Source organism: Mycobacterium sp. NGS48, from assembly GCF_059812585.1.
Map to the genome: position 1 here is coordinate 15,959 of NZ_JCALCY010000007.1, position 23,587 is coordinate 39,545.

The window sequence follows — 23,587 nt, forward strand, 5'->3', positions numbered from 1 at the left end:
TCATCGCAGTGTTTTGCGTACCGCCTTGTCGAGCTTGCGCAGCCCCTTGTCGAGTTGCTCGCGGCGGCGCTGGGCCAGTTCGGCCTCCTGCTGATAGAGCAGACCGTAGGTGAAGGTGTCCTCGCCGGCCGCATGTGCGGCCGCCGCCTGTTGCTGTAAATGGGATCGGCTGACAACGCTGTCCTGGTGATCTCCGAGCAATGTCTGGATGACCTTGGCGCGCTCGGCCACCTTGCCCGCGCCCGTCGCCGCGGCGGTGTAGCGCAGCCGCTTGGCTTTCTTACGGATACCGTGCAGCGCGTCATCGCGGTCTTCCTCGGGCGCCCCGGCTGCATGTTTCGACGCCTTGCGCACCCGCTTGTAGGCGGCCTCGACGGTCACCGGAGCCGACTCCTGATCTGGCCTGGCCGTCGGCTCGGCGACGACGGCCTCGAGGGCATCGAGCAGCCTGAAGTACCGCGGCGAGCGCAGCGCAACTAGCGATCGCGCTAGGCCTTTGCGGTAGCGGCGCTGCGCATCATCGACGAGACGCTCCCAGACCGGCCCGCGCACCAGTTGCGGTGCCAGACCGTCCAAAGCCTGCTCGTAACGCTCGGCGAGCACCTCCGCGTCGCGGGCCGTCCCCAACACCTGGCCCAGTTCGCGCAATTCGTCCAGGATCCACGCGGTGTCTGCCAGCCCAGAGGAATCCGGCGCAGCCTGCAGCAGGCTGCGGATTTTGCGTGCCGCGACCCGCATTTGGTGCACCGCGTCGTCGGCGTCGGCGCGCACCGCGCGGTCCCAGACAAGCAACTCGTCGATCTGATCGGCCACCGCGCGATGTACCGGGTTGGCCGCCTGCGCCGGCGAATCATGCGGCGGCACAATCCCGTCGAGTGCCCGCGCCAGTTTGGACAGATGCCGTGCAGGCGTGGCACCGGCGCCGAGCAGGCGGTTGCTCAGCCGGTCCAGCAAGTCGGTGTCAGCCGTCGCCTCGGCACCGACGAGTTCGAGTTCCCACTCGCGCCAACGCTGTTCGCCGGCGGATTCGTCGGCCAGTCGTGCAGTGACCCGGTCGTCGCAGAATTCCGCCAGCACGCCGTCGGTGCCATGCAGCAGGTGGACTTTGCGGGTGGTGCTGATCCGCGCCACCGGAAGCAGTGGACGATCCCGCACGATCGCCAAGACCACATCCACCAAGTCGGCCGGCACGCCATCCTGGTTGCCTTCGGCATCCAATGACGCCCGAACCTCGGTGCGTGCGTCGGGGCCGGCCGGCAACTTCAGATGCCACCCGGCGTCGGTGCCGCCGGTACGACGGCGCAACGTGACTCGTTTGGACGCCAGGTCACGTTCCGGGGTATCGAAGTACACGGCGTCCAGGGTCTGTGCCGGTGGCCCCTCCACGCGATCGATGGTGGTGATCCCGTCAAACGACGGCGGCGAAGTCGAGTCGACGACGTCGAACTTGCGCTCCACTTCCAGATAACGCGACGTGTCGGGGGCCTTGACAGCCATGTCGTGCCTCCGCCGGGGGATGAAGGATAGGCGTCCAGGGTAACTCGGCATTAATCCGCGAGCAGTCGCAACAGAGCGGTCAGAAGCTGTGCTCGTCGGCGGGAAAACTACCGCTGGCAACCTCCTCTGCGTATTGCGTTGCGGCCCGGCGCAGTTCGGCTCCGACGTCACCGAACCGTTTGACGAAGCGGGCGGTCTTGCCGCTGGTGAGTCCGGCCATGTCCTGCCAGACGAGAACCTGGGCGTCGCAGTTGGGGCCCGCCCCGATGCCGACGGTGGGGATGGTCAGTTTGCCGGTGATCTGGGTGGCCAACTCGGCCGGCACCATTTCCATCACGACTGAAAACGCGCCGGCTTCGGCGACAGCAATCGCATCGGCGATGGTCTGCTCGGCGGCGTCGCCGCGGCCCTGCACCCGGAAGCCGCCGAGGCTGTTGACACTTTGCGGGGTGAACCCGATGTGCGCCATCACCGGGATACCGGCCGCGGTCAGGGTGGCGATCTGCTCGGCCACCCGTTCGCCGCCTTCCAGCTTGACCGCGTGCGCGCCGGCTTCCTTCATGAACCGGGTGGCGCTGGTTAGCGCGGCGGTGGGTCCGGCCTCGTAGCTGCCGAACGGCAGATCGGCGACCACCAGAGCGTGCGGGGCGCCGCGCACCACACCGCGGACCAGCGGAATCAGCTCGTCGACGCAGATCGGCACGGTGGTGTCGTAGCCGTAGACGACGTTGGCGGCGGAGTCACCGACCAGCAGCACGGGAATGCCGGCGTCGTCGAAGATGCGGGCGGTGGAGTAGTCGTAGGCCGTGAGCATCGCCCACTTGTGGCCTTCGGCCTTCATCTTCTGCAAGTGGTGGATGCGGATCTTGGTCCGCGGCGCAGTGGCCGGCTCGGAAGTGCCGTACACGGTGTGTTCAGACATCATTGTCCCTAGTGATGGTCGGGTCGATCCTCGTGGCCCTGCCGGGTCCCCGGGTTCGTCTGACCATGCCAGTCTGCCATCTATCGCGGTGCCGATGCACGCCATGCCCAGTGGACTTCCTCACACCGTGATCAGCACCCGCGATTTTCACTCCATCACGCAGTACCGGACATACCATCTGCGAATGCAGCGGCTCAGCGGACTCGACGCCAGTTTCCTGTATTTGGAGACCCCTTCTCAGCCGTTGCATGTCTGTTCGATCCTGGAAGTGGACACCTCGACAATGCCGGGCGGCTACAGCTTCGACCGGTTTCGCGACGAGTTGGCGATCCGGATCAAGGCGATGCCGCAGTTCCGCGAGAAGCTGGCCGACAGCCCGCTCAACCTCGACCATCCGGTCTGGGTGGACGACGAGAGCTTCGATGTCAGCCGACATCTGCACCGCATCGGGTTACCGCCGCCGGGAGGGCGGATGGAGCTGTCGGAGATCTGCGGCCACATCGCGGCCCTGCCACTGGATCGCAGCCGACCGCTCTGGGAGATGTGGGTGATCGAGGGCGTCGCGGGCACCGATGCCCAAAGCGGTGGCCGGCTGGCAGTGCTGACCAAAGTGCACCACGCCTGCGTGGACGGCGTGACCGGTGCGAACCTGATGTCGCAGCTGTGCAGCACCGAAGCCGACGCCCCGGCGCCGGAGGCGGTGGACGGGGTAGGCGGCGGTGACCAGGTCCGGATCGCGTTGGGCGGCTTGGCGAGGTTCGCGTCGCGACCGCTGTATCTGCGCAAAGCGCTACCCAGCACGGCGGCGTCGGTGGTGAAGACGCTGATGCGGGCGAGTAGCGGGCAGGCGATGGCACGTCCGTTCGCCGCGCCGCCAACCGCGTTCAACGCCAGTGTCACCGCCAACCGCAACATCGCCTATGCGCAACTGGATCTCGAGGACATCAAGAAGGTCAAAAACCACTTCAACGTCAAGGTGAACGATGTGGTGATGGCGTTGGTGTCCGGGGTGCTGCGTCAATTCCTGCTTGACCGTGGCGAACTGCCGGACTCGTCGTTGGTGGCGATGGTGCCGGTGTCGGTGCACGGCAAGTCCGATCGCCCGGGGCGTAACCAGGTTTCGGGCATGTTCGCCAGTCTGCACTCCAACATCGCCGACCCTGCCGAGCGCCTGAAGACGATCTCCGAGGCGAATTCAGTTGCCAAAGGGCACAGTTCGGCGATCAGCGCGACGCTGCTGCAAGACTGGTCGCAGTTCGCGGCGCCGGCGATGTTCGGCCTGGCGATGCGGGCCTACGCCCGGACTCGCCTGACCCGCAGCCGCCCGGTGCACAACCTGGTGGTCTCCAATGTTCCGGGCCCGCAGGTGCCGTTGTATCTGCTGGGCTGCGAAGTCAAGGCGATGTATCCGCTGGGCCCGGTTTTCCACGGCTCCGGCCTGAACATCACGGTGATGTCGCTGAACGGCAAACTGGACGTTGGCCTGATCGCGTGCCCGGAGTTGGTGCCGGACTTGTGGGAGTTGGCCGACGACTTCCCCGTCGGGATGGAAGAACTGCTGCTTGCTATCCGGTGATACGCGCCGGCGTGGTCTGTTCTGAGCGCATGGCAGCATAGGTGACCATGGGCTTGCCTCGCCGCGACACGATCGCGCGCACGATGCTGATCTGGACCGTGATGGCCACGATCGTCATGACAGTGGCGAGTTGCACTCACGTCGTGAGTGGACGCGCGGTGTTGGAGGGCCCGAAGATCGGGCAGGCGCTGGAGTGGGGGCAGTGCCGGGTCACCGGCGGTACTGCGGTGAAGCTCCCGGCCGGCGCGCAATGCGGCAAGATCGCTGTGCCGGTCGACTACAACCACCTCGACGGCGATGCCACGACGCTGGCGATGATTCGTTTTCCGGCGACCGGCGACAAGATCGGCGCACTGGTCATCAATCCCGGCGGGCCCGGAGAGTCTGGTATCGAAGCCGCGGTCAGTGTCGTGCAGTCGTTGCCGACACGTGTCCGCGAGCGCTTCGACCTGGTCGGTTTCGACCCACGCGGGGTGGCGTCGTCGCGCCCGGCGATCTGGTGCAACTCCGACGCCGACAACGACCGGCTCCGCGCCGAGCCGCAGGTCGACTACAGCCCGGCGGGTGTGGCGCACATCGAAGACGAAACCAAGGAGTTCGTCGGCCGCTGCAAGGCCAAGATGGGCAACAACTTCCTGGCCAACGTCGGGACCGTCAATGTCGCACGCGACCTCGACGCCATTCGCGATGCGCTCGGCGACGACAAGCTGACCTATCTCGGCTACTCGTATGGCACGCGGATCGGCTCCGCCTACGCCGAGGCCTATCCGCAGAACGTGCGGGCGATGATCCTCGACGGCGCCGTCGACCCCAACGCCGACCCGATAGAGGCGGATCTGCGGCAGGCCAAGGGATTTCAGGATGCGTTCAACGACTTCGCAGCCGATTGTGCGAAGGCCCCGACGTGCCCGTTGGGCACCGATCCGGCGAAATCCGTCGACGTCTACCAGAGCCTGGTGAATCCGCTGGTCGACCCGGACAACCTGAGGATCGGTAAGCCGGCACCCACCAAAGACCCGCGCGGCCTCAGCTACAGCGACGCGATCGTGGGAACGATCATGGCGCTGTACTCGCCGACGCTGTGGCACCACCTGACCACCGGCCTGAGCGAGCTGAGAGGCGGTCGCGGCGACACCCTGCTGGCGCTGGCCGACATGTACATGCGCCGCGATTCGCACGGTCACTACACCAACGCCAGCGACGCCCGGGTGGCGATCAACTGTGTCGATCAACCGCCGGTCAAGGACCGGGCCAAGATCATCGACGAGGACCGTCGCTCGCGCGAAATCGCACCGTTCATGAGCTACGGAAAGTTCACCGGCGACGCGCCGCTGGGGACGTGTGCGTTCTGGCCGGTGCCGCCCACCAGCAGACCGCACGTCATCTCCGCGCCCGGACTGCCGCCGACCGTGGTGGTTTCGACGACCCACGACCCGGCGACACCGTACAAAGCCGGTGTCGACCTCGCCAAGCAACTGCACGGGGCGCTGCTCACCTTCGACGGGACCCAGCACACCGTTGTCTTTCAGGGCAACGGCTGCATCGACGACTACGCGACGACGTATCTGATCAATGGCACCACCCCGCCGCCGGACGCGAAATGCTAAGACTCCGCGGCAGATAACGAGACCAAGGTGTGACCTTGTGGCCGTGCACCGTGGCTCTGACCCATGCGACGATGGACAGCCATGTGGCGCATGAGACGGCTGAGCGCTGCACTGATTTCGTTTGCGTTGTTGACCGCTCCCGCCGTCGCGCCGGCCGGTGCCACCCCGGAAGCAGACGCCGGCCAACCCACTACGGCGCTCAACTGGGGAAGCTGTGGCCGATTTCTCGATGACACCAGCGACATTCCCACCGCCCGGTGCACCACCGTGCCGGTCCCGGTCGACTACAGCGAGCCAACCGGCGCTCAGGCGCAGCTTGCGCTGATTCGGATTCCGGCCACCGGCCCGCGGATCGGATCATTGTTGGTCAATCCCGGCGGGCCGGGAGCCTCGGCCGTCGACACCGTCGCCGCGATGGGGGCGGCGCTAGCCGACAGCGAAATCGCGCAGCGCTTCGACCTGGTTGGATTTGATCCCCGCGGCGTCGGCCACTCCACGCCGGCGCTGCGCTGCCGCACCGACGCCGAATTCGACGCGTATCGGCGCGAACCGATGGTCGACTACAGCCCGGCCGGGGTGGCCCACATCGAGGCGCTCTACCAGCAGTTGGCCCGACAATGCTCCGAACGAATGGGCGCGGCGTTCCTTCAGAACGTCGGAACCGCGGCTGCCGCCCGCGATATGGACATGGTCCGGCAGGCGCTGGGCGATGAGCAGATCAACTACTTGGGCTACAGCTACGGCACCGAGTTGGGCACCGCCTACGTCGAGCGGTTCGGCGAGCACGTGAGGGCCATGGTGCTTGACGGCGCCATCGATCCCAGCGTCGGCCCGATCGAGGAAAACATCAATCAAATGGCCGGCTTTCAAACCGTGTTCAACGATTACGCCGCGGATTGCGCCCGCTCGCAGGGCTGCCCGTTGGGCACCGATCCCACCAAATGGGTGAGCCGCTACCACGACCTGGTCGACCCGCTGGTCGAGAAGCCGGGCAAGACGTCGGACCCGCGGGGGCTGAGCTATGCCGATGCCACCACCGGGACGATCAACGCGCTCTATACCCCGCAGTACTGGAAGTTTTTGACCAGCGGGCTGTTGGGGCTGCAACGCGGCGCCGACGCTGATGACCTGTTGAAGCTCGCCGACGACTACAACGGACGCGACGACAGCGGCCACTACGACAACTCCCAGGACGCGTTCAGCGCGATCCGCTGCGTCGACGCGCCCGCGCCTACCGATGCGGCGGCGTGGGTGGATGCCGACCGGAAAATCCGGCAGGTTGCGCCGTTCCTGTCGTATGGGCAGTTCACCGGCTACGCGCCGCGCGATCTGTGCGCGCTGTGGCCGGTTCCGGCAACGTCGTCGCCGCATTCGGCCGCGCCGGTGGCGCCGGGCAAGGTCGTCGTGGTCTCCACCACCCACGACCCGGCCACCCCGTATCAGGCCGGAGTCGACCTGGCCCGTCAGCTCGACGCCCCGCTGATCAGCTACGACGGCACCCAACACACCGTGGTCTTCAGCGGTGACCGCTGCGTCGACACCGCAGTAGTGCGCTACTTCGTCGACGGGGCCTCGCCAGGCAGCCTGCGGTGCTGAGACGCGATACGCTTCGCATCATGGATCGACAGAAGGAATTCGTGCTTCGCACGCTGGAGGAACGGGATATCCGGTTCGTCCGGCTGTGGTTCACTGACGTGCTCGGTTACCTCAAGTCGGTCGCGATCGCCCCGGCCGAACTCGAGGGTGCCTTCGAGGAGGGCATCGGCTTCGACGGGTCGGCGATCGAGGGTTTCTCCCGGGTCTCCGAAGCCGACACGGTCGCGCATCCCGACCCGTCGACGTTCCAGGTGCTGCCGTGGACCACCGCCTCCGGCAGCGTCCACTCCGCGCGGATGTTCTGCGATATCACGATGCCCGACGGGTCGCCGTCCTGGGCGGACCCGCGGCATGTGCTGCGACGCCAACTCGGCAAGGCCAACGATCTCGGCTTCTCCTGCTACGTGCACCCCGAGATCGAATTCTTTCTGCTGAAGCCCGGCCCGGACGACGGGCAACCACCGGTGCCGGCCGACGACGCCGGCTACTTCGACCAGGCCGTGCACGACTCCGCGTCCAACTTCCGTCGCCGCGCCATCGAAGCCTTGGAATCGATGGGCATTTCGGTGGAGTTCACCCACCACGAAGGCGCCCCCGGCCAGCAGGAGATCGATCTGCGCTTCGCCGACGCGCTGTCGATGGCCGACAACGTGATGACCTTCCGCTATCTGATCAAGGAAGTCGCTCTGGAGGAGGGCGTGCGGGCCTCGTTCATGCCCAAGCCTTTTGGGCAGTTCCCCGGCTCGGCGATGCACACCCATATGAGCCTGTTCGAGGGCGAAGTCAACGCGTTCCACAGCCCTGACGATCCGCTGCAACTGTCGAGCATCGCAAAATCGTTCATTGCCGGAATCCTCGAACACGCCTGCGAGATCAGCGCCGTCACCAATCAGTGGGTCAACTCCTACAAGCGGTTGGTGCACGGCGGTGAGGCGCCCACCGCGGCGTCGTGGGGGGCAGCCAACCGGTCGGCGCTGGTGCGCATTCCGATGTATAGCCCGCACAAGACCTCGTCGCGCCGCATCGAGGTGCGCAGCCCCGACTCGGCCTGCAACCCTTACCTGACGTTCGCCGTACTACTGGCAGCCGGACTGCGCGGGGTGGAGAAGGGCTATGCGCTGGCACCGCAAGCAGAAGACAACGTGTGGGACCTGACACCCGAGGAACGCCGCGCGATGGGCTACCGCGAGCTGCCGGCCAGTCTGGATCATGCCCTGCGGGCTATGGAGCAATCTGAGCTGGTTGCGGAAGCCTTGGGGGAGCACGTCTTTGACTTCTTCCTGCGGAACAAGCGCCAAGAGTGGGCGAACTACCGCAGCCACGTCACGCCCTACGAGCTGAAGACTTACCTTTCGCTGTAAACGCGCTCCGGTGCGTGCGCTACCGTCGTGGTCGTGAGCCAACCCGCCACGCAGCGCCCAAAAGTGCCCAGCGTGGGCCGGCTCGGGTTGGTCGATTCTCGGGCGAGCGCCAACTTGGCACAGCTGGGCTGGAACACCGACGCACATATCGACTTGTTGTGGTCGCTGTCGCGCGCGCCAGACGCCGACGCTGCGCTGAATGCGATGGTTCGGCTGTCCGAGGCCCTCGACGCGAGTTGGGATGAACTCAACGCCGCACTGCTGACCGATCGCGGGCTGCGGGGTCGGCTGCTGGCACTGCTCGGCTCCTCACTGGCATTAGGGGACCACCTGGTCGCCCACCCGCAGTCGTGGCGTCTGCTGGCCGGCTCGGAGGGCGCCGTGACGGTGCCGTCGGCTGACGAGGTGCGTCGCAGCTTCACCGAATGCGTCACCGAAACCTCAACCGTCCCAATCATGGAGCGGCTGCACACGCTTTACCGTGATCGGCTGCTTGTGCTGGCGGCACTCGATCTGGCACCGGCCGTCGAAGACGAGCCGGTATTGCCGTTCACGGCTGTCGGGGCCCACCTGGCCGATATCGCCGATGCCGCGCTGGCGGCGGCGCTGGCAGTGGCCCAATCCACCGTCTGCGGTGCGGATACCCCACCGCGGCTGGCGGTCATCGCGATGGGCAAATGCGGCGCCCGCGAACTGAACTACGTCAGCGACGTCGACGTGATCTTCGTCGGCGAGCACGCCGACGCAGTGACCAAACGGGTCGCGGGCGAGATGATGCGGCTGGCATCCGAAGTTTTCTTCGAGGTGGACGCCGCACTGCGCCCAGAGGGCCGGCAGGGTGAGCTGGTCCGCACCGTCGACTCACACGTCGCCTACTACCAACGCTGGGCCAAGACCTGGGAGTTTCAGGCATTGCTCAAGGCCCGGCCCGCCGCCGGTGATCCAGAGCTGGGGGAGAGCTACCTGGCTGCGTTGATGCCGATGGTGTGGAGCGCCTGCGAACGCGACGATTTCGTCGACGAAGTGCAGGCGATGCGGCGGCGGGTGGAGCAACTGGTGCCGGCCGATGTCCGCAGCCGGGAGATCAAGCTCGGCAGCGGAGGGCTGCGCGACGTCGAGTTCGCGGTGCAGCTGCTGCAACTGGTGCACGGCCGCGGTGACGAGTCGCTGCACGTGGCGTCGACGGTGGACGCGTTGAGCGCACTGGGCCGCGGCGGCTACGTCGGGCGCGACGACGCGGCGAATTTGACCGCCTCCTATGAGTTCCTCCGGCTGCTGGAGCACCGGCTGCAGTTGCAGCGGCTCAAGCGCACCCACCTGTTGCCCGCCCTTGACGACGACGAGGCGCTGCGCTGGTTGGCGCGGGCGGCCCACGTCCTGCCCGACGGGCGTCACGACTCACTGGGCGTGCTGCGCGAGGAGCTCAAACGCCAGAACCTGCGGGTGTCACGGCTGCACGCCAAGCTGTTCTACCAGCCGCTGCTGGAGTCGATTGGCCCTGCGGCACTGGAGTTCTCGCACGGGATGACGCCGGAGGCCGCCGAGCGCCAGCTGGCCGCGCTCGGCTACGACGGTCCGCAAAGCGCGCTGAGCCACCTGTCGGCGCTGATCAACCAGAGCGGACGGCGCGGACGGGTCCAAGCGGTCCTGCTGCCCAAACTGCTGGACTGGCTTTCCGACACTCCTGACCCGGATAGCGGGCTGTTGGCCTACCGCCGGGTCAGCGAGGCGATGGTCGATCAGCGGTGGTACCTGTCCACGCTTCGGGACAGCAGCGCAGTGGCCAAGCGGCTCATGCATGTACTGGGCACCTCGGCGTACGTGCCGGACCTGCTGATGCGCGCGCCGGAAGTGATCCAGCACTACGGCGACGGACCGGCCGGCCCGAAGCTGCTCGAAACCGAGCCCGAGGCGGTGGCCGGCGCGTTGATCGCGTCGGCGGGCCGGCATGCCGACCCGATCCGGGCCATCGCCGCAGCGCGCACCCTGCGCCGGCGCGAGCTGGCCCGAGTGGCCTCTGCCGACCTGCTCGGCATGCTCGAGGTCACCGATGTGTGCGCCGCACTCACCTCGGTATGGGTGGCGGTGCTGCAGGCCGCGCTGGATGCGGTGATCCGGGTGAACCTTCCCGAGCAGGGGTCCGCCCCCGCCGGGTTTGCGGTGATCGCCATGGGCCGGCTGGGCGGTCGCGAACTGGGCTATGGCTCCGATGCCGACGTGATGTTCGTCTGCGAGCCGGCGGACGGCGTCGAGGACTCGGAGGCGGTGCGCTGGTCGGTGTCGATCGCCGAGCAGGTGCGGGCGCTGCTGGGGACGCCCAGCGTCGACCCGCCGTTGGACGTCGACGCCAACCTGCGGCCAGAAGGACGCAACGGGCCGCTGGTCCGGACGTTGGCGTCCTACTCCGCCTACTACGAGCAGTGGGCGCAGCCGTGGGAGGTCCAGGCGCTGCTGCGGGCGCACGCGGTGGCCGGCGACGCGGAGCTCGGCCAGCGGTTTTTGCTGATGGCCGATAAGACGCGCTACCCCGAAGGCGGGGTGTCGGCCGAAGCGGTGCGCGAAATTCGGCGGATGAAGGCCCGGGTCGACGCCGAGCGACTGCCGCGCGGCGCTGACCCCAACACCCACACCAAGCTGGGGCGCGGCGGGCTTGCCGACATCGAGTGGACCGTGCAGCTATTGCAGCTTCGCCACGCGCACGCTATCCCGGCGCTGCACAACACCTCGACGCTGCAGAGCCTGGACGCCATCGCGGCGGCCGAACTCATTGCCGCCGACGACGTGGAGCTGCTGCGGCAGGCCTGGCTGACGGCGACCCGGGCCCGCAATGCGCTGGTGCTGGTGCGGGGCAAGCCCACCGACCAGTTACCCGGACCGGGACGTCATCTCAATGCCGTCGCGGTGGCCGCCGGCTGGCGCAACGGCGACGGCAGCGAATTCTTGGACAACTATCTGCGGGTAACTCGACGAGCAAAAGCCGTGGTGCGCAAGGTGTTCGGTGACTAGGAGGCCAGTTGAACATTACCTACGAGATCATGAGCGCCGACGAGCATGCGCGGCTGACGGCGTTGTATCATCCGCTGACCGACGCGGTGCGCGACCTCATCGACGCCACGCTTCGGACCCAGGTCGACGGAGACACCGTGCATGACGCGCGAAACGCGATCCAAGCGGTGACTCGGACACTGCGCAGCAGCCAACTCGACGAACCGCAAGGCGTGCGCTACGCCGTCGACGGGCGCCCACTGGCTTGGGGCAACGCCGTGATCGGGATGCGCAACCCGATCTCGCCACCACTGACCATTCACCACGACCCAGACGGCGCCAGATGTTGGAGCGAATTCTCGCTGGGCTCGGCCTATGAGGGGCCGCCGGGGTTGGTGCACGGGGGCATCTGTGCCCTTGTGCTCGACCACATTCTGGGCGAGGCAGCCAGCGAAGGATTGACCAAGCCATTGTTCACCGGCACCATCACCGTCAAATATCTGCGCGGCACGCCACTGGGCCGGCTTCGTGCCGAAGCCACCATCGAGCGCGTCGAAGGCGTCAAAACCATTGCCCGCGGGCATATCTCCGACGGCGACGGGATCACCGCCGAAGCGGAAGGGGTCTTCATCAAGCCGGCCTGGGCGCGGGAAGTCGGATGAAGTTCTACATCAGCAGCGCTTATCTGAACACCCGCGAGATCGTCGAAATCGCCAAAGCCGCCGACGACCTGGGCTACGACGGCATCGGGATCCCCGATCACATCGTGAACCTGGAAACGCTGAGCACGCCCTACCCGTACACCAAGGACGGCGAGCGACGGTGGCAGCCGTTCACCCCGTGGCCTGACCCGTGGGTTCTGGTCGGCGCGCTCGCGCAGGTGACAACCCGGCTACGGTTCGTCACCACCGTCTACATCCCGGCGATGCGAAATCCCTATGCGACGGCCAAAGCCATCGGCACCGCCGCCTGTCTGGCCGAGGGCCGGGTGGAACTCGGTGTGGGCGTCGGCTGGTGCGCCGACGAATTCGCGTTGATGGAGCAGCGATTCGAAGACCGGGGCAAGCGCACCGACGAAATGCTGGAGTTGATGGCCGCGCTATGGAGCCCGGGCTGGACGGAGTTCGACGGCCAGTTCTACCGCACACCGCGGCTGGAAATGGAGCCGACACCGCCACGGATACCGGTGTACGTCGGCGGACTCAGCGACGTCGCACTGCGGCGCGCGGCGCGCCACGACGGCTGGATAGGAGACCTGATCAAAACAGATCGCGCGATCGAGGCCGCTAACCGGCTGCGTGCATTGCGGGCCGAAAACGGTTTGTCGATGGATGATTTCACGATTCTGACGCCGCTCACCGATGCATTCACCGTCGCCGATTACCAGCGGGCCGCCGAGGCCGGCATTAGCGGCATCCTCACCATGCCGTGGATGTTCTACACCGGGCCGGATGCCAGCCTGGCCGAGAAGGTCGACGGCATGCGGCGGTTCCGCAAGGACTTATTGCTCGACGAGTGACATCGGCCAGTGCTGTGTCACTGAAAGCACTTGTATCACTGTGGTTTCAGCTGTTATCCACAGTTCGGCTTTTGTCCACAGGATCCCCTTTGCGGAGCAATTTCGTCGGCAGGCCGCGATACAATTCGAACATGCATTCGAGTAACCGGGAAGAGGTCGAAGGGGTCTTCGATGGGCTGAAGGCATACCTGAAACGCGCGCTGGACTTGTGCTTCGACGTGTTGACCACCCCGGAGCGGCTGACCATGTTGGAGCACTGTGAAACCGTGCGCCGGATGCTGCCCGCCGTCGAGCACCCATTGGTCAACCAGCTTGCCGATCAGGCCGATGCGACCGAGTTGGGCGGCAAGTTAGCGTTTGCGTTGGCCGAACGGCTACGGATTACCCGCGCCGAAGCCTCACGTCGCATCAGCGAGGCTGCCGATCTGGGGCCGCGCCGGGCGATGACCGGCGAAGCGTTGGAGCCGGTGTTGCCCGCGACGTCTGCCGCGCAGCGCGCCGGGACCATCGGCTCCGGTCATGTGGCGGTGATCCGCAGCTTTTACCGTCGGCTGCCCGACGCCGTGGATGTGGACACCCGCGAGCGCGCCGAAGCCCACCTGGCGCAGCTGGCCGGCGAGCATCGTCCCGACGACCTGGCCAAGTTGGCCGACCGGCTCACCGACTGCCTTAACCCCGACGGGGATTTCACCGACGCCGATCGGGCGCGGCGTCGCGGCCTGGCTTTGGGTAATCAACACGCCGATGGGATGTCGCAACTGGCCGGCTGGGTGACCCCTGAGCTGCGGGCCGGCATCGAAGCAATCTGGGCCAAACTGGCCGCCCCCGGCATGTGCAACCCGGAGGATTCCACGCCTTGTCTGGGCGGCACCCCGTCGCAGCAAGCCATCGACAACGACACTCGCAGCGCCGCCCAGCGCAATCACGACGCACTCAACGCTGCCGGGCGCGCGCTGTTGGCATCCGGAAAGTTGGGCCAACACAACGGGCTACCGGCCACGATCATCGTGTCCACTACCTTGGCCGAACTGGAATCCGGCGCCGGCAAAGCCCTCACTGGCGGCGGCACCCTGCTAGCCATGTCTGACGTGATCCGAATGGTATCGCATGCGCACCACTACCTGGCCATCTTCGACAAGGGCAAAGCGATCGGGCTTCACCACACGAAACGCCTGGCCTCACCCGGCCAGCGAATAGTGCTCTACGCCAGGGATCGTGGGTGTACCTTCCCCAACTGCGACGTGCCGGGCTACCTCACCGAAGCTCACCACGTCACCGACTACGCACAATGCCGCCAAACCAACGTCGACGACCTCACCCAAGCCTGCGGTCCCCACCACAAACTGGCCACCTCCGGCGGCTGGAAGACCCGCAAACTCAAAAATGGCGACACCCAATGGATCCCACCGCCGCATCTCGATCGCGGCCAACCAAGAATCAACAGATTTCATCACCCCGAGAAGCTGCTGCGTGCAGCCGAAGACGACGACGACAATCACCCGTGACGGCGCGCGGCCCTTGCCAGTCGGTAGAGCAAGCGCTATCGCATCGGCCGAGCGGTCCACGTCATCATCGGTGGTCGCCCAGTCGCCAGGTCGTGCCGCCGAGCCAGCAGGTCCCGTCGCGCTGGCCGGCGACGTTGAGCCACCTGTGCGTGCTGTGCGGCCGCGGTAAGCCCGGCGGTGCGGTCGGTCATCCACAATGCTTGGGCAACCAGCAAAACGCCGAGGCTGAGAAAGCATTCCATCGGCGGCCCGTTTGTCCTAGCGTTACCAGCGTGGAGGCACACCGAACCCCCGAATTGGTGCCCGTCGAGGCACTGCGCTCAGGTGACCCAATCACCGATGTCCAAGGTGGCGGTCAGCACTACACCGTTCTCGAATCCAAAGCCATCGGCGAGAGTTGCGTTGTCCTCGAACTCGAGTCGAAAGCCAATGATCGGCTTCGGGTGATCGAGATGTCGTTTCCGTCCGGTTACCACATGGGCAGGTCACCTCGTCGAATTCTGTGACGCCGGAAGTCAGGCCGTTCCGCATCGACGTGCCGAGTGAAGTCCTCGACGATCTGCGGACACGTTTGGCGCACACCCGATGGCCGGAAGCCGAGTGCGTCGAGGACTGGAGCCAAGGTATGCCCTTGGCCTACACGCGTGAACTGGCCACCTACTGGGCCGACGGATACGACTGGCGGTCTCGAGAAGCTGCGCTGAACCGCTTCGATCAGTTCGTCACCGAAATCGACGGGCTGGACATCCATTTCATCCATCAACGCTCACCGCATGCCGATGCGCTGCCGCTGCTGATCACCCACGGCTGGCCCGGTTCGATCGTGGAATTCCACAAGGTGATCGAGCCGCTGGTCAACCCGGCGACCGGCCGCCCCGAGGACGCATTCCACGTCATCTGCCCTTCGCTTCCCGGTTACGGGTTCTCGGGCAAGCCGACGACGACCGGGTGGGGCGTCGACAACATCGCGCAAGCGTGGGAAACGCTGATGGGCCGCCTCGGCTACCACCGCTACGGCGCGCAGGGCGGTGACTGGGGTGCGGCCGTCACCACCCAACTGGGCCGTAACCGTGGCGACTGCATCGCCATCCACCTGAACATGCCGATTGCCCGCCCTTCGGCCGAGGCAATGCGCGATCCCACCGAGGACGAGCAGCGCGCGCTGGCAGCGGTCGCCCACCATCGCCGGTGGGGCACCGGTTATTCCAAGCAGCAATCCACCCGACCGCAGACGCTGGGTTACGGGCTGGTCGATTCGCCGGTGGGACAACTGGCCTGGATCGTCGAGAAGTTCTGGGCGTGGATGGACTGCGACGGACACCCGGAAAATGTGGTGAGCCGCGATGAGCTTCTCGACAACGTGATGTTGTACTGGGCGACGGCAACTGGCGCGTCCTCCGCGCGGTTGTATTGGGAGAGCTTCCGAAGTTTCGGTGAGTTCGACCGTGTCGAGCTGCCCACCGGTGTCGCCGCATTTCCCCGGGAAATCCTTCCCGCGCCCCGGCACTGGTGTGAGGCCGTCTACAACATCACGCACTGGACGACGATGCCGCGCGGTGGGCATTTCGCCGCTTTCGAGCAGCCCGACCTGTTCGTCGACGACGTTCGTACGTTCTTCGCGAACTTCCGGTAGTCAGACGTCGGCGATTCGGGTAGCCGGTTACCCTATTGCGCTTCTGCAGACCAGCGGGATACTGATAGCTCTCCGGCGAGGACATCCCTGCGGGGGAGGTGCACGAACATGACGCAGTCACCCACCAGGGTCAACCGCACATTGGCGATCAGCTATGGCGCGGTGAGCTACCTGGCGTTTGTCGCGAGTTTCTTGTACGCAATCGGCTTCGTCGGCAACATCGTGGTTCCGCGCAGTATCGATCACGCTATTGCCGCTCCGATTGGGCTGGCCATTGTGGTGAACCTGCTGTTGCTCGGGCTCTTCGCGGTCCAGCACAGTGTGATGGCGCGACCGGTGTTCAAGCGATGGTGGACCCGCATCGTGCCCGAGCCGCTGGAACGAAGCACCTATGTGCTGCTGTCGAGTTTGGTGCTGTTCTTGCTGTACTGGCAGTGGCGATCGATGCCCGCCGAAATATGGCACATCGGCTCCCAAGCCGGTCGGCTGGTGGTCTGGGCGTTGTTTTGGATCGGCTGGCTGATCGTGTTTGCGGGGAGCTTCATGATCAGTCACTTCGATTTGTTCGGCCTGCGTCAGGTGTATGCGGTCTGGCAGGGAAAACCGCAGAGCGACATCGGTTTTCGTGCGCCAATGCTGTACAGCTTGGTGCGCCACCCGTTGATGCTGGGCTTCATCATCGCCTTCTGGGCGGCGCCGACAATGACGGCCGGCCATCTCCTCTTTGCCGTCAGCACCACGGCTTACATTCTGATCGCGGTGCAGTTCGAGGAACACGATCTAGTGGCGGTGCTCGGCGCGCAATACCGCAACTATCGCCAAGAGGTGCCAATGCTGCTGCCGTATCCGCGCCGACGGCGAAGCCATCCGACGTCGAGCATGGCGGAGCCCTCCTAACGTCGCGGAGAAGACATCCGGCCCAGCCGCGGACGACTTGCCAGCCGGGGGCGTCGTGCCATCTGCCGAGGCCCTCGCCAACGGGTCTGCAACCCCCGCCAACCGGCACCGGTACGACGCGAATCCAACGCGTACGCGCCGCCGCCGATGAAGACCAATAGCAGAAAAGCAAAGCAGTACACCACGGCAAGTTCGCCGTGATTGGTGAGCGGCCAGAATCCGAGCGGCAGGTGCTGAGTGAAGTAGGCGACGGCCATCTCGCCGCAGGCAACGAAGGCCGCAGCCCGGGTGAACAGGCCGACGATGATCAGCACACTGGTGATCAATTCGATCCAACCCGCGTAATAGACCGGCCATTCGCCGACCGGGATCACCGGCCCTGCCGGCCAGCCGATCAGCTTGGACAGGCCGTGGCATAAGAACAGCAGTCCCAACACCACTCGAAACACCGCCACTGCCGACGGTGAACGCGTATTGAGTCGGGCCTCCAGATTGCGCGTCATGCGCCGACAATACGGCGGCGCAGCTATCTTGGAAACGAGCCGCATCGGGCTCCGGTACACACGGTGTACTCATCTGCGAATCGCGGTCCAGTCGCGATTTCGTGGCCCAGAGAGAAAGTGCGACACTGTCTCAGATAACGGCAAAGCCGCCGCTTCCCGTCCGCACCTCGGTGGTCGCAGCTGTCAGGCAGTGCGGTTCCGGAAAGGTCACGAGATGAAAGCCCTCGGGATGGTGGCGGCAGCTGTCTTGGCTTTCGCACCGTTCTCGGCGGTAGCCGCCACATCGGGGGTGGCCCAGGCGGCGCCATGTGCCGGCGCCGGGGCCAATCCTAAGTTCTGCGACGACTGCCTGCGCTGGGTAGTGCAATATCGTCTGCCGTCGTCGCGCTCGTGTTACGAGGCCGCGCCGCCGCGTCCGGCGCCAGCGACCAGGGCGCCCGCGCCGATTCCCCAGGCCCCGCCCGTGCCGATTCCCGTAGTCCCGGTAGCCCCCGCGCCGCCGGCACAACCCCCGGAAGTTCTACCAAAGCCGCCGCCGCTGCGGACGATTCCGGGACCGAAGATCAACCCGCCGGCCCCCGGGGCGCCGCGATACGCGCTGGTGACAGCACCGAAAGACCTGGATGCGTCACCGCAGGCGATCGCGGCCGCCAAAGCCGCACCGGCGACGCGGATTGATTTCAGCACAAGTCACCCGATGCTGCAGATCGCCGACTTCGAACGCCAAGTGCAGAATGTGGTCAACGACCACCCCGGCAACGTCGACGTCGTCAAAGTCGGCTTCCGGGAACTGGTGCGCCCCCGTCATTGGGATTACATCGAGTACGACGAGTACCACCGCCCGACGCTGTACAACCCGCTCGAACAGGCGATGACGTTCCGCTACTTGTACAACGGCGAATACCGGGAGGCCTACTTACCGGCCGGCGGCCGGATCGTGCTCGACGTCGCCGCTCTCGGCCTCTTCCCGTTCACCGCGGTCGGCGACAGCTATGTGGCGTCGGGCAGCTTCTACGGCGGCGCTTGGATACCGCCGGAGGGTTGGCAGGGTCCACCGCCACCGGACTACATCCCGGCGGCGCCGCCGGAGGTGTACCAAAACGTCGCAGCGTATGTCCCGGCCGATGACAAGACCGTGAAAGTCGGCCAAGTGAAGGTGGTGGGCCACGACGACAGCCAACCCCCGGGCAGCAGGGACACCTTCCTCCTTGACGACTCCACGTTGGCGTGGGGCCAGGTCAACGATCCCGAGAGCAACGCCCAGATCAGGGTGACCAAGACTCAGTCGCTGCCGGGCGCCGGGCCGACCGACAATGGCAGCTTCCTGGTGGCGCTGGCCGCTGCGGAGCCTGCTCCGCCCGCCCGACCCTGGTGGCCCTCGGCGCTGATCTACGGCGCGTTGGCGATAGCAGTATGCGGTGTCGCGTGGGGGATCAGCCGTGGGGCCGGCGGGCAGATTGGACCGCCGGGCCCCTAGCGCGATCAGCAGTCGTAGTAGAGCGCGAATTCGTAAGGATGCGGCCGGATGTTGACCGGCTCGATTTCGTTCTCGCGCTTATAGGAGATCCACGTCTCGATCAGGTCGGTGGTGAAGACACCGCCCTCGGTGAGGTATTCGTGGTCGGCTTCCAGATTGTCGATCACGTCAGCCAACTGCGTGGGCGCCTGCGGGATGTTGGCGGCTTCGTCCGGCGGCAACTCGTAGAGGTCTTTGTCCACCGGCGCCATCGGTTCGATCCGGTTCTTGATGCCGTCGATACCGGCCATCAACATCGCCGAGAACGCCAGGTAGGGATTGCCCGACGAGTCGGGGCAGCGGAACTCCAGCCGCTTGGCCTTCGGGTTGTTGCCAGTGATCGGGATGCGCACACACGCCGACCGGTTGCGCTGGCTGTACACCAAGTTGATCGGCGCCTCGTAGTGCGGCACCAGTCGCTTGTAGGAGTTGATCGTCGGGTTGGTGAACGCCAACAGTGACGGCGCGTGGTGCAAAATGCCGCCGATGTAGTGGCGAGCAGTGTCGGACAGGCCGGCGTAGCCCGACTCGTCGTAGAAAAGCGGGCTGCCCGCTTTCCACAGCGATTGGTGACAGTGCATCCCGGAGCCGTTGTCCCCGAACAACGGCTTAGGCATGAACGTGGCGGTCTTGCCGCTCTGCCAAGCCGTGTTCTTGATGATGTATTTGAACAGCATCAGATCATCGGCCGCATGCAGCAGCGTGTTGAACTTGTAGTTGATCTCCGCCTGGCCGCCACTGCCAACCTCATGATGGCCGCGCTCAAGGGTGAAACCCGCGTTGATGAGGTTCGTGGTCATCGCGTCGCGCAGGTCGACGTACTGGTCGGTGGGCGCAACCGGGAAGTAACCGCCCTTGGGGCGGACCTTGTACCCACGGTTAGGTCTGCCGTCGGCCTCGGTGGCCTGGCCGGTGTTCCACCATCCGGAGACCGAGTCCACCTCGTAGAACGAGCCGTTGATGCTCGAGTCGAAGGACACCGAGTCGAAGACGTAGAACTCTGCCTCGGCGCCGAAGAAGGCGGTGTCGGCGATACCCGTACTGCCCAGGTAGTTCTCCGCCTTGCGGGCGACGTTGCGCGGGTCGCGAGAGTACGGCTCCCGGGTGAACGGGTCGTGCACGAAAAAGCTGAGGTTCAGCGTCTTGGCCGCCCGGAAGGGGTCGATCAGCGCGGTGTCCGGGTCGGGCAGCAGCATCATGTCCGACTCGTGGATTGACTGGAAGCCGCGGATCGACGACCCGTCGAAGGCCAGCCCGTCGTCGAACACGCTTTGGTCGAATGCCGAAGCCGGAATCGAAAAGTGCTGCATGACGCCGGGCAGATCGCAGAAACGGACGTCGACGTACTGGACCTTCTCGTCAGCGATGAGCTTGCTGATGTCGTCGGCCGTCTTTTCGGACACCGAGGCGCTCTCCTTCACTACGGGCATTGGTGCGACTGCGGTCATTGAAGCGCTCTCCTCTACTGGCCGTGACGGGTGGCCCGATCAGACGCTAAGGAGGCGATGTTGCCCGGCAGTCAACCTCGTGTTGCGCTGACGTTACGCGATCCGGTCGGCGGCCGTCGAAACCGGGTCCGTGCCGGCCGATGCTTATTGTGGGGCCATGGCCCGCAGCATCGCATCCTGGCTATCCGGTCCCGGGCCGCTGAATTCCGGCGGTCAGCAGCGGCAATACCCCGGCGAGACGCTCGGTTTGCCGGAACAGGGGCCTGGCTCGCTGGCGCGCACCGGGCGCCGGTTCGCGGCACTGATCGTTGACTGGCTACTGGCTTACGGGCTGGCTGCGCTGGGCCTGACGCTGGGGCTCGTCACGCCGAGCCAGCTCTCGACCGCGGTCCTGGTCATCTGGTTGGTGCTGGGCATGATCGCGGTGCGGCTGTTTCAGTTCACTCCGGGCCAGTTTGTGCTCGGAGTGCGGGTGCAGTCCGTCGACGCGCGGATGCACGTCGGGCTTGGACGCGCTGCGTTGCGGGGGTTGATGATCGCGGTCGTCATTCCCGCGTTGTTCGTCGACGTCGACGGCCGCGGTCTGCAGGACCGGGCGACCGGCACGGCAGTCGTGCGACGCTAGCGCCTGCGCACGGTGCGCTGGACGCCACGCATCTTGGCTGCGTTGGGCATCGGGCCCTTGGGCAACGTGGCGGCGCCGGCGCGTGAACCCAGTGCGGTCAACCGGGACTCCAGTGAGTCCATCTGTTTGACGGTGATATTGGCCGGCAGCCGGGTCAAGTGGCGCTCGAGTTTGGCCAGCGGAATCTCGCCGTCGCCGTTGCCGACGACGATGTCGTAGATCGGCGTCTCACCCACCAGCCGCGCGGTGCGCTTCTTCTCCTGCGCCAGCAGCGGCTTGATCCTGGTCGCCGACCCCTCCGCGACCAGGATGACCCCCGGGCGACCGATCACCCGGTGCACGGCGTCGAAGCTACCGGTGGCGGCCACGCCCGGGGTGACGCGCCACTTGCCGCGCAAGTTGTCCAGCGCCCAGGCCGCCGCGCCGGTTTGCCCTTCGGCCTTGCGGTACACCGATCGCTGGGCACGCCGACCGAAGATGATGAACGCGACCAGCGCACCCAGCACGATGCCCAGCGGGATCATCATCAGCATGGTGAACCCGCCGGCGGACACACCGACTGCCACTGACAGCCCCACGACCAGCACGAAAGCGCCGATCATGTAGGGCAGCAGCCGTCTGTCCTCTTTGCGCTGCATGGTGAACGCCTGCCACAGCTGGCTGCGACGCTCCTTGGCAGCGGCCTTACGGGCCGCCTTCGCCTCGGCTCTGGCGGCTTTATTCGCCGCTGCATTACGGGGTTTCGCCATGGATTCAGGATACGGCGGAGCCGGTTGGGCGTGCCTGCATAGCCTGCTGGTACAAGCGCCCGGCCCGGTATGACGATCGCACCAGCGGACCTGCCAGCACCCCGGCGAACCCGAGCTGTTCGGCATATTCGGAGAGCTCGACGAATTCCTCTGGCCGGACCCAGCGCTCCACCGGGTGGTGGCGCGCCGACGGGCGCAGGTATTGCGTGATCGTGACGATCTCGCAGCCGGCGTCGTGCAGATCGACCAGCGCGGTGCGCACCTCCTCGATCGTTTCGCCCAGCCCGAGGATCAGGTTGCTCTTGGTTACCAGGCCGAACGTTCGTGCCGCGGTGAGTACGTCCAGGCTGCGTTGATAGCTGAATGCCGGCCGGATCCGCTTGAAGATTCGTGGCACGGTTTCGACGTTGTGCGCCAATACTTCTGGACGCGACTCGAACACCTGCTGCAACCGGTCACGGTCGCCGTTGAAGTCGGGGATCAACAACTCGACGCCGGTGGACGGGTTGAGTGCCTTGATGGCACGCACGGTTTCCGCGTAGAGCCAGGCACCGCCATCGGACAGATCGTCGCGCGCGACACCGGTGACCGTGGAATAGCGCAGCCCCATCGCCTGCACGCTCTCGGCGACCCGCCGTGGCTCGTCGCGGTCCAGAGCGGCGGGCTTGCCGGTGTCGATCTGACAGAAGTCGCAACGACGGGTGCACTGCTCGCCGCCGATCAGGAAGGTGGCCTCGCGGTCTTCCCAGCACTCGTAGATGTTCGGGCAGCCGGCCTCTTCGCACACGGTGTGCAGGCCCTCACGCCGGACCAGCTTCTTCAGCTCGGTGTATTCCGGACCCATCCGCGCGCGGGTTTTGATCCACGGTGGCTTGCGCTCGATCGGGGTTTGCGCGTTGCGCACTTCCAGTCGCAGGAGTTTGCGCCCGTCCGGAGCGATGGTCACGATGCCGATGCTACGCGGGCGCTGGTGGGCTGCCAGCTCAGTGCGAGCCGACCATCCAGGGCGTCGCACACCGCTCCGGCGACTGCCGACCGAACGTCCTCGACGCCGATCCGGCTGCCCAATTCGGCGGACAACGACGTCACCCCGGCGTCGGTGATGCCGCACGGCACGATCCGCGCGAACTCGTCCAGGTCGCAGTCGCAGTTGAGCGCAAAGCCGTGCAGCGTTGTCGCCCGGGACACCCGGACCCCGACGGCGGCGACTTTGCGCGCGGGTCGGCAGTCACCGGCGGGCACCCACACCCCGGAGCGGCCGTCGATTCGGGTCACAGGCACGCCGAGGCCGGTGCACACCGCGATCAGCGACTCCTCAAGGCGCCGAACGTAATTGATCACGTCGAGCGGTTCGGCCAGCCCGATGATCGGATAACCGACGAGTTGTCCCGGGCCGTGCCAGGTGATCTTGCCGCCGCGGTCCGTGTCGACGACGGGTGTGCCATCCGCCGGGCGTTCGTGCGGCAGGGTGCGCCGGCCGGCGGTGTAAACCGAGGGGTGTTCCAACAACACCAGCGCGTCGGCACCGCCGGCCACCCGGGCGTCGGCCAGTTCGCGCTGCAGCTGCCATGCGGCCCGGTAGTCCAGGCAGCCCAGCTGGCGAACGTCGATCGGGGCCAGGCTGGACCGGATGGAACTCACAGTGGCG

The 23,587-nt window shown here is 66.0% G+C and carries 20 protein-coding genes; 13 read left to right on the forward strand and 7 right to left on the reverse strand.

Features of this window, described 5'->3' with window-relative positions; all coding sequences use genetic code 11:
* Both AC5Y42_RS14505 and panB read right to left on the reverse strand, forming a co-directional pair.
* Positions 1-1,497, reverse strand: coding sequence for a CYTH and CHAD domain-containing protein (locus tag AC5Y42_RS14505; RefSeq protein WP_499899090.1), 1,497 nt, complete (start codon positions 1,495-1,497; stop codon positions 1-3).
* Between the two features lie 79 nt (positions 1,498-1,576).
* Entirely contained in the window at positions 1,577-2,419 is an 843-nt protein-coding gene (gene panB / locus AC5Y42_RS14510; protein ID WP_499899092.1) for a 3-methyl-2-oxobutanoate hydroxymethyltransferase, read from the reverse strand.
* A 184-nt stretch (positions 2,420-2,603) separates the two neighbouring features.
* Between panB and AC5Y42_RS14515 the strand changes: the two genes are divergently transcribed.
* The 11 genes from AC5Y42_RS14515 to mddA all read left to right on the forward strand — a co-directional run bounded on the left by AC5Y42_RS14515 (position 2,604) and on the right by mddA (position 17,098).
* Positions 2,604-3,995: a WS/DGAT/MGAT family O-acyltransferase gene (locus AC5Y42_RS14515; protein WP_499899094.1), complete on the forward strand. Its 1,392-nt coding sequence runs from the start codon at positions 2,604-2,606 to the stop codon at positions 3,993-3,995.
* A 41-nt stretch (positions 3,996-4,036) separates the two neighbouring features.
* On the forward strand, positions 4,037-5,602 hold the full coding sequence (locus AC5Y42_RS14520; protein ID WP_499899095.1) for an alpha/beta hydrolase: 1,566 nt from the start codon (positions 4,037-4,039) through the stop codon (positions 5,600-5,602).
* A gap of 63 nt (positions 5,603-5,665) precedes the next feature.
* Positions 5,666-7,198 carry an alpha/beta hydrolase gene (locus AC5Y42_RS14525; protein ID WP_499899097.1) on the forward strand — a complete coding sequence of 511 codons (1,533 nt, stop codon included), beginning with the start codon at positions 5,666-5,668 and terminating at the stop codon, positions 7,196-7,198.
* A 20-nt stretch (positions 7,199-7,218) separates the two neighbouring features.
* Positions 7,219-8,559 (forward strand): type I glutamate--ammonia ligase, encoded by a 1,341-nt coding sequence (glnA, locus tag AC5Y42_RS14530; RefSeq protein ID WP_499899099.1) that lies wholly within the window; start codon positions 7,219-7,221, stop codon positions 8,557-8,559.
* Positions 8,560-8,586: 27 nt separating this feature from the next.
* A complete protein-coding gene (locus AC5Y42_RS14535) occupies positions 8,587-11,565 on the forward strand; it encodes a bifunctional [glutamine synthetase] adenylyltransferase/[glutamine synthetase]-adenylyl-L-tyrosine phosphorylase (protein ID WP_499899101.1) in 2,979 nt (992 codons plus the stop codon).
* A gap of 29 nt (positions 11,566-11,594) precedes the next feature.
* Positions 11,595-12,206, forward strand: coding sequence for a PaaI family thioesterase (locus AC5Y42_RS14540; RefSeq protein ID WP_499899345.1), 612 nt, complete (start codon positions 11,595-11,597; stop codon positions 12,204-12,206).
* A complete protein-coding gene (locus AC5Y42_RS14545; protein ID WP_499899104.1) occupies positions 12,203-13,063 on the forward strand; it encodes a TIGR03619 family F420-dependent LLM class oxidoreductase in 861 nt (286 codons plus the stop codon). Before AC5Y42_RS14540 ends, AC5Y42_RS14545 begins: the two co-directional genes overlap by 4 nt.
* 131 nt (positions 13,064-13,194) lie before the next feature.
* Positions 13,195-14,568: an HNH endonuclease signature motif containing protein gene (locus AC5Y42_RS14550; protein ID WP_499899106.1), complete on the forward strand. Its 1,374-nt coding sequence runs from the start codon at positions 13,195-13,197 to the stop codon at positions 14,566-14,568.
* 272 nt (positions 14,569-14,840) lie between these two features.
* Positions 14,841-15,074, forward strand: coding sequence for a hypothetical protein (locus AC5Y42_RS14555; protein WP_499899107.1), 234 nt, complete (start codon positions 14,841-14,843; stop codon positions 15,072-15,074).
* Positions 15,071-16,201 carry an epoxide hydrolase family protein gene (locus AC5Y42_RS14560; protein ID WP_499899109.1) on the forward strand — a complete coding sequence of 377 codons (1,131 nt, stop codon included), beginning with the start codon at positions 15,071-15,073 and terminating at the stop codon, positions 16,199-16,201. Before AC5Y42_RS14555 ends, AC5Y42_RS14560 begins: the two co-directional genes overlap by 4 nt.
* Positions 16,202-16,309: 108 nt before the next feature.
* Positions 16,310-17,098 carry a methanethiol S-methyltransferase gene (gene mddA / locus AC5Y42_RS14565; RefSeq protein WP_499899110.1) on the forward strand — a complete coding sequence of 263 codons (789 nt, stop codon included), beginning with the start codon at positions 16,310-16,312 and terminating at the stop codon, positions 17,096-17,098.
* Here the strand turns inward: mddA and AC5Y42_RS14570 are convergent.
* Positions 17,095-17,601 carry a DoxX family protein gene (locus tag AC5Y42_RS14570; protein ID WP_499899112.1) on the reverse strand — a complete coding sequence of 169 codons (507 nt, stop codon included), beginning with the start codon at positions 17,599-17,601 and terminating at the stop codon, positions 17,095-17,097. The genes mddA and AC5Y42_RS14570 overlap by 4 nt on opposite strands.
* 214 nt (positions 17,602-17,815) lie before the next feature.
* Between AC5Y42_RS14570 and AC5Y42_RS14575 the strand changes: the two genes are divergently transcribed.
* Positions 17,816-19,078: a hypothetical protein gene (locus AC5Y42_RS14575; protein WP_499899113.1), complete on the forward strand. Its 1,263-nt coding sequence runs from the start codon at positions 17,816-17,818 to the stop codon at positions 19,076-19,078.
* Positions 19,079-19,083: 5 nt separating this feature from the next.
* On the opposite strand, the gene glnA (AC5Y42_RS14580) is transcribed toward AC5Y42_RS14575, so the two are convergent.
* A complete protein-coding gene (gene glnA, locus AC5Y42_RS14580; protein WP_499899115.1) occupies positions 19,084-20,520 on the reverse strand; it encodes a type I glutamate--ammonia ligase in 1,437 nt (478 codons plus the stop codon).
* A gap of 202 nt (positions 20,521-20,722) precedes the next feature.
* On the opposite strand from glnA (AC5Y42_RS14580), the gene AC5Y42_RS14585 reads away from it, so the two are divergent.
* Complete coding sequence (locus tag AC5Y42_RS14585; RefSeq protein WP_499899116.1) at positions 20,723-21,190, forward strand: RDD family protein; 468 nt, start codon at positions 20,723-20,725, stop codon at positions 21,188-21,190.
* On the opposite strand, the gene AC5Y42_RS14590 is transcribed toward AC5Y42_RS14585, so the two are convergent.
* The 3 genes from AC5Y42_RS14590 to lipB are packed head-to-tail and all read right to left on the reverse strand — an operon-like array spanning position 21,187 to position 23,580.
* Positions 21,187-21,939: a DUF4191 domain-containing protein gene (locus AC5Y42_RS14590; protein ID WP_499899118.1), complete on the reverse strand. Its 753-nt coding sequence runs from the start codon at positions 21,937-21,939 to the stop codon at positions 21,187-21,189. The genes AC5Y42_RS14585 and AC5Y42_RS14590 overlap by 4 nt on opposite strands.
* A 4-nt stretch (positions 21,940-21,943) precedes the next feature.
* Entirely contained in the window at positions 21,944-22,885 is a 942-nt protein-coding gene (gene lipA, locus AC5Y42_RS14595) for a lipoyl synthase (protein WP_499899119.1), read from the reverse strand.
* Positions 22,882-23,580, reverse strand: coding sequence for a lipoyl(octanoyl) transferase LipB (lipB, locus tag AC5Y42_RS14600; protein WP_499899121.1), 699 nt, complete (start codon positions 23,578-23,580; stop codon positions 22,882-22,884). Before lipB ends, lipA begins: the two co-directional genes overlap by 4 nt.
* Positions 23,581-23,587: the final 7 nt, after the last annotated feature.

Excerpts from the sequence above, each read along its gene's own strand:
- AC5Y42_RS14505 (WP_499899090.1), bottom strand. The coding sequence starts at position 1,497 with ATGGCTGTCAAGGCCCCCGACACGTCGCGTTATCTGGAAGTGGAGCGC.
- panB (WP_499899092.1), bottom strand. The coding sequence starts at position 2,419 with ATGTCTGAACACACCGTGTACGGCACTTCCGAGCCGGCCACTGCGCCG.
- AC5Y42_RS14515 (WP_499899094.1), top strand. The coding sequence starts at position 2,604 with ATGCAGCGGCTCAGCGGACTCGACGCCAGTTTCCTGTATTTGGAGACC.
- AC5Y42_RS14525 (WP_499899097.1), top strand. The coding sequence starts at position 5,666 with ATGCGACGATGGACAGCCATGTGGCGCATGAGACGGCTGAGCGCTGCA.
- glnA (WP_499899099.1), top strand. The coding sequence starts at position 7,219 with ATGGATCGACAGAAGGAATTCGTGCTTCGCACGCTGGAGGAACGGGAT.
- AC5Y42_RS14540 (WP_499899345.1), top strand. The coding sequence starts at position 11,595 with ATGAGCGCCGACGAGCATGCGCGGCTGACGGCGTTGTATCATCCGCTG.
- AC5Y42_RS14545 (WP_499899104.1), top strand. The coding sequence starts at position 12,203 with ATGAAGTTCTACATCAGCAGCGCTTATCTGAACACCCGCGAGATCGTC.
- AC5Y42_RS14550 (WP_499899106.1), top strand. The coding sequence starts at position 13,195 with ATGCATTCGAGTAACCGGGAAGAGGTCGAAGGGGTCTTCGATGGGCTG.
- mddA (WP_499899110.1), top strand. The coding sequence starts at position 16,310 with ATGACGCAGTCACCCACCAGGGTCAACCGCACATTGGCGATCAGCTAT.
- AC5Y42_RS14570 (WP_499899112.1), bottom strand. The coding sequence starts at position 17,601 with ATGACGCGCAATCTGGAGGCCCGACTCAATACGCGTTCACCGTCGGCA.
- AC5Y42_RS14575 (WP_499899113.1), top strand. The coding sequence starts at position 17,816 with ATGAAAGCCCTCGGGATGGTGGCGGCAGCTGTCTTGGCTTTCGCACCG.
- AC5Y42_RS14585 (WP_499899116.1), top strand. The coding sequence starts at position 20,723 with ATGGCCCGCAGCATCGCATCCTGGCTATCCGGTCCCGGGCCGCTGAAT.
- AC5Y42_RS14590 (WP_499899118.1), bottom strand. The coding sequence starts at position 21,939 with ATGGCGAAACCCCGTAATGCAGCGGCGAATAAAGCCGCCAGAGCCGAG.